This is a genomic window from Streptomyces sp. NPDC057638 (genome assembly GCF_042800315.1).
In the GTDB taxonomy this organism is placed as follows: Bacteria; Actinomycetota; Actinomycetes; order Streptomycetales; family Streptomycetaceae; genus Streptomyces.
In genome coordinates this window covers 1-4,232 of record NZ_JBHVHF010000468.1, presented here as the reverse complement: position 1 = coordinate 4,232, position 4,232 = coordinate 1, and the positions used below count along the sequence as shown (strand labels likewise).

At 69.4% G+C, this 4,232-nt stretch carries 4 protein-coding genes; all 4 read left to right on the top strand.

All coding sequences use genetic code 11. The features are described from left to right. The first annotated feature begins 214 nt into the window (after positions 1-214). Positions 215-1,726, top strand: coding sequence for a depupylase/deamidase Dop (gene dop, locus ACFVIM_RS33370; protein ID WP_384309599.1), 1,512 nt, complete (start codon positions 215-217; stop codon positions 1,724-1,726). 168 nt (positions 1,727-1,894) lie between these two features. Beyond that, positions 1,895-2,113 carry a ubiquitin-like protein Pup gene (locus ACFVIM_RS33365; RefSeq protein ID WP_384309597.1) on the top strand — a complete coding sequence of 73 codons (219 nt, stop codon included), beginning with the start codon at positions 1,895-1,897 and terminating at the stop codon, positions 2,111-2,113. Between the two features lie 399 nt (positions 2,114-2,512). Further along, positions 2,513-3,358, top strand: coding sequence for a proteasome subunit beta (gene prcB, locus ACFVIM_RS33360; RefSeq protein ID WP_384309593.1), 846 nt, complete (start codon positions 2,513-2,515; stop codon positions 3,356-3,358). Positions 3,359-3,420: 62 nt separating this feature from the next. Further along, positions 3,421-4,212, top strand: coding sequence for a proteasome subunit alpha (prcA, locus tag ACFVIM_RS33355; RefSeq protein ID WP_384309590.1), 792 nt, complete (start codon positions 3,421-3,423; stop codon positions 4,210-4,212). The last annotated feature ends 20 nt before the right edge of the window (positions 4,213-4,232 follow it).

Below are 4,232 nucleotides of genomic sequence, written 5' to 3'. Positions count from 1 at the left end.
GGCCGGGGGCGTCCGCAGCCGGTCGCTTTCCGACAGTCACCGGCCGCACCCCAGCAATGACTCAATCGATCTCCCCCCCGACGCGGAGGCGTTCTAGGCTCTTCGGTACCGCCCGGTCGCGCGGTGCGGGGACGGGCACCGCACGCGCGCCGGAGCACCAGCGGTACTTGAGCGCCGTTCCCGGAGGGGAGCGTCGCAGGGCAAGGAGGGCCGCATGACCGTACGGCGAGTAATGGGCATCGAGACGGAGTACGGGATCTCCGTCCCCGGCCACCCGAACGCCAATGCCATGCTCACCTCGTCCCAGATCGTCAACGCCTACGCGGCCGCGATGCACCGGGCGCGCCGCGCCCGCTGGGACTTCGAGGAGGAGAATCCACTGCGGGACGCCCGTGGCTTCGACCTCGCCCGGGAGGCCGCCGACTCCAGCCAGCTCACGGACGAGGACATCGGCCTGGCCAATGTGATCCTGACCAATGGGGCCCGGCTCTACGTGGACCACGCCCACCCCGAGTACAGCTCTCCGGAGGTCACCAATCCGCGGGACGCGGTCCTGTGGGACAAGGCGGGCGAGCGGATCATGGCCGAGGCCGCCGAGCGGGCGGCCCAGCTCCCCGGCGCCCAGCCGATCCACCTCTACAAGAACAACACCGACAACAAGGGCGCCTCCTACGGGACGCACGAGAACTACCTGATGAAGCGGGAGACCCCGTTCTCGGACATCGTGCGCCATCTGACCCCGTTCTTCGTCTCCCGCCAGGTCGTCACCGGTGCCGGCCGGGTCGGTATCGGCCAGGACGGCCATACCAACGGCTTCCAGATCAGCCAGCGGGCGGACTACTTCGAGGTCGAGGTCGGCCTGGAGACCACCCTGAAGCGCCCGATCATCAACACCCGCGACGAGCCCCACTCCGACGCCGAGAAGTACCGGCGGCTCCATGTGATCATCGGCGACGCCAACCTCTCCGAGATCTCGACCTATCTCAAGCTGGGCACCACGGCCCTGGTGCTCTCCATGATCGAGGACGGCTTCATCGCCGTGGACCTCGCCGTCGACCAGCCCGTCCGCACCCTCCACCATGTCTCCCACGACCCCACGCTCCGCCAGCTGGTCACGCTCCGCAGCGGCCGCACACTCACCGCGGTCCAGCTCCAGATGGAGTACTACGAGCTGGCCAGGAAGTATGTCGAGGAGCGCTACGGCGCCGACGCGGACGAGCAGACCAAGGATGTCCTCGGCCGCTGGGAGGACACCCTCAACCGGCTGGAGAACGACCCCATGAGTCTGGCCGGGGAGCTGGACTGGGTCGCCAAGAAGGAGCTGATGGAGGGCTACCGCCGCCGGGACGGCCTGGACTGGGACGCCGCCCGGCTCCATCTGGTGGACCTCCAGTACGCGGACGTACGCCCGGACAAGGGCCTGTACAACCGGCTCGCGGCCCGGGGCCGGATGCGGCGGCTGCTGGACGAGGACGAGGTGGTCCGGGCCGGGACCAAGCCGCCCGAGGACACCCGGGCCTACTTCCGGGGGCGCTGTCTGGAGCAGTACGCGGACGATGTGGCCGCGGCCTCGTGGGACTCGGTGATCTTCGATCTGCCGGGCCGTGACTCCCTCCAGCGGGTGCCGACCCTGGAGCCCCTGCGCGGTACACGCAACCATGTGAAGGAGCTGCTCGACCGCTGCCGGACGGCGGAGGATCTGGTCAGGGTGCTCTCGGGCGGCTGACCAGCGGCCGGGCCGCGGCTAAAAGCACGTGGTCCGGGAATCATGTCGGGGAATCATCGTCGTCCCCGATCGTTGAGCAAAGTGCGGGGCCGATGTCAGACCCTGCTTGTAGGGTCTGATCTTGACCGAACGAACTCACGTCAGGGCGAACCGAGCGGGGTGAGGGACATGGCGACCAAGGACACCGGCGGCGGACAGCAGAAGGCCACGCGTTCCACGGAGGAGGTCGAGGAGCAGGCGCAGGACGCCCAGGTATCCGAGGACCTCAAGGAACGACAGGAGAAGCTGTCGGACGACGTGGACTCCGTACTGGATGAGATCGACGACGTGCTGGAGGAGAACGCCGAGGACTTCGTGCGCTCCTTCGTGCAAAAGGGCGGAGAGTGACGGAGGGCGCGGGCCCCATAGCGGAGTGAGAGCGCGAGGGAAGCGGGCGTCCCGTGCGCCCGCTTCCCGGCTTCACTCGCGGGCCGTGCGGTCGCCGGACCCCGGGTGCCGCCCGCCGGTCGGCGCCGCTGTGGCATCCGCGCCACCCGGACCGGCGGTCCGGACCGGTGGGCGTGGGGACCGCCCCGGGCGATGGGCCCGGACACCGGCCGATGAGCGGTCTCCGACCGAGCATGTGGATCATCGCCGCATCAGGGGTAGGGTCTGTTCATCGATGACAAGGGCCATCGGCGCGGGGGCGTCGGACGGCGCGGGAACGATCCGCGTGCCGACCGGGACACCGTCCCGTCACTCCGGTGGCCACCGTCGTCTTACTGCCGTCAACGCGGAAGGAATCTCGTGGAAGCCAACTCTCGTGGCACCGGGCGTCTACCTGCGGCCTTCCTGACGCCCGGCTCCTCCTCCTTCATGGACTTCCTCGCGGACCACTCCCCGGAGCTGCTCCCGGGCAACCGTCCGCTGCCCACCGTGCAGGGCGCCTTCGAAGCCCCGCATGGCACCACCATCGTCGCGGCGACCTTCGACGGGGGTGTGGTGCTCGCCGGTGACCGGCGCGCCACGATGGGCAACATGATCGCCAATCGCGACATGGAGAAGGTCTTCCCGGCCGATGAGCACTCGGCCGTCGGCATCGCGGGCACCGCTGGGCTCGCGGTGGAGATGGTCAAACTGCTCCAGCTGGAGCTGGAGCACTTCGAGAAGGTCGAGGGCACCCTGCTCTCGCTGGAGGGCAAGGCCAACCGGCTCTCGACCATGATCCGTGGCAATCTGGGCATGGCGATGCAGGGGCTGGCCGTGGTGCCGCTCTTCGCGGGGTATGACGTGGGCCGCCAGAAGGGCCGCATCTTCTCGTACGACGTGACGGGAGGCCGCTCCGAGGAGCAGGGCTTCGCCGCCACCGGCTCCGGTTCGATCTTCGCCAAGGGCTCGCTCAAGAAGCTCTACCGCGATGGTCTGACCGAGGAGCAGGCCATCACCCTCGTGGTCCAGGCGCTCTACGACGCCGCGGACGACGACTCGGCGACCGGCGGACCCGATCTCGCCCGCCGGATCTTCCCGCTGATCACCGTGATCACCGAGGACGGGGTGCGCCGTCTCACCGAGGAGGAGTCCTCCGCGGTCGCCCGCTCGATCGTCGACCGCCGTCTCCAGGAGCCCGACGGCCCGCGCGCCGCCCTGCTGTGACCTTCCCCCGGCTACCGCTCGGCGGGGCCCCATCGCCACTGACAGAAAGGGACGGATAGCCGGTGACGACCCCGTTCTATGTCTCGCCCGCGCAGGCCATGCAGGACCGCGCGGAGTACGCCCGCAAGGGCATCGCCCGCGGTCGCAGCCTGGTCGTGATGCAGTACGCCGACGGCATCGTCTTCGTCGGCGAGAACCCCTCGCGCGCGCTGCACAAGTTCAGCGAGATCTATGACCGGATCGGCTTCGCCGCCGCCGGCAAGTACAACGAGTACGAGAACCTGCGCATCGGCGGTGTCCGCTACGCCGATCTGCGCGGCTACACCTATGACCGGGACGATGTGACCGCCCGGGGCCTGGCCAATGTCTACGCCCAGACCCTGGGGACCATCTTCTCCAGCGCCGCCGAGAAGCCCTATGAGGTGGAACTGGTGGTCGCCGAGGTCGGGGTGACGCCGGACGGCGACCAGATCTACCGGCTGCCGCACGACGGCTCGATCGTGGACGAGCACGGCTCGGTCGCGGTCGGCGGGAACGCGGAGCAGATCAGCACCTTCCTCGACCAGCGCCACCAGGACGGGATGTCACTGGCGGAGGCCCTGAAGCTGGCGGTCCAGGCGCTCTCCAGCCAGACCAACGGCACCGAGCGGGAGATCCCGGCCGAGCGGCTGGAGGTCGCGGTGCTGGACCGGACCCGTCCGCAGCAGCGGAAGTTCAAGCGGATCGTGGGGCGCCAGCTCGCGCTGCTGCTGGAGGGCGAGAGCGCGGCCGCCGCCGAGGCCGCCGGCGCCGAGGAGGCCGAGACCTCCGGTACCGCCGACGGCACCGACACCAGCACGGACAGCACCGACTGATACCTCACCGTCATCACCGC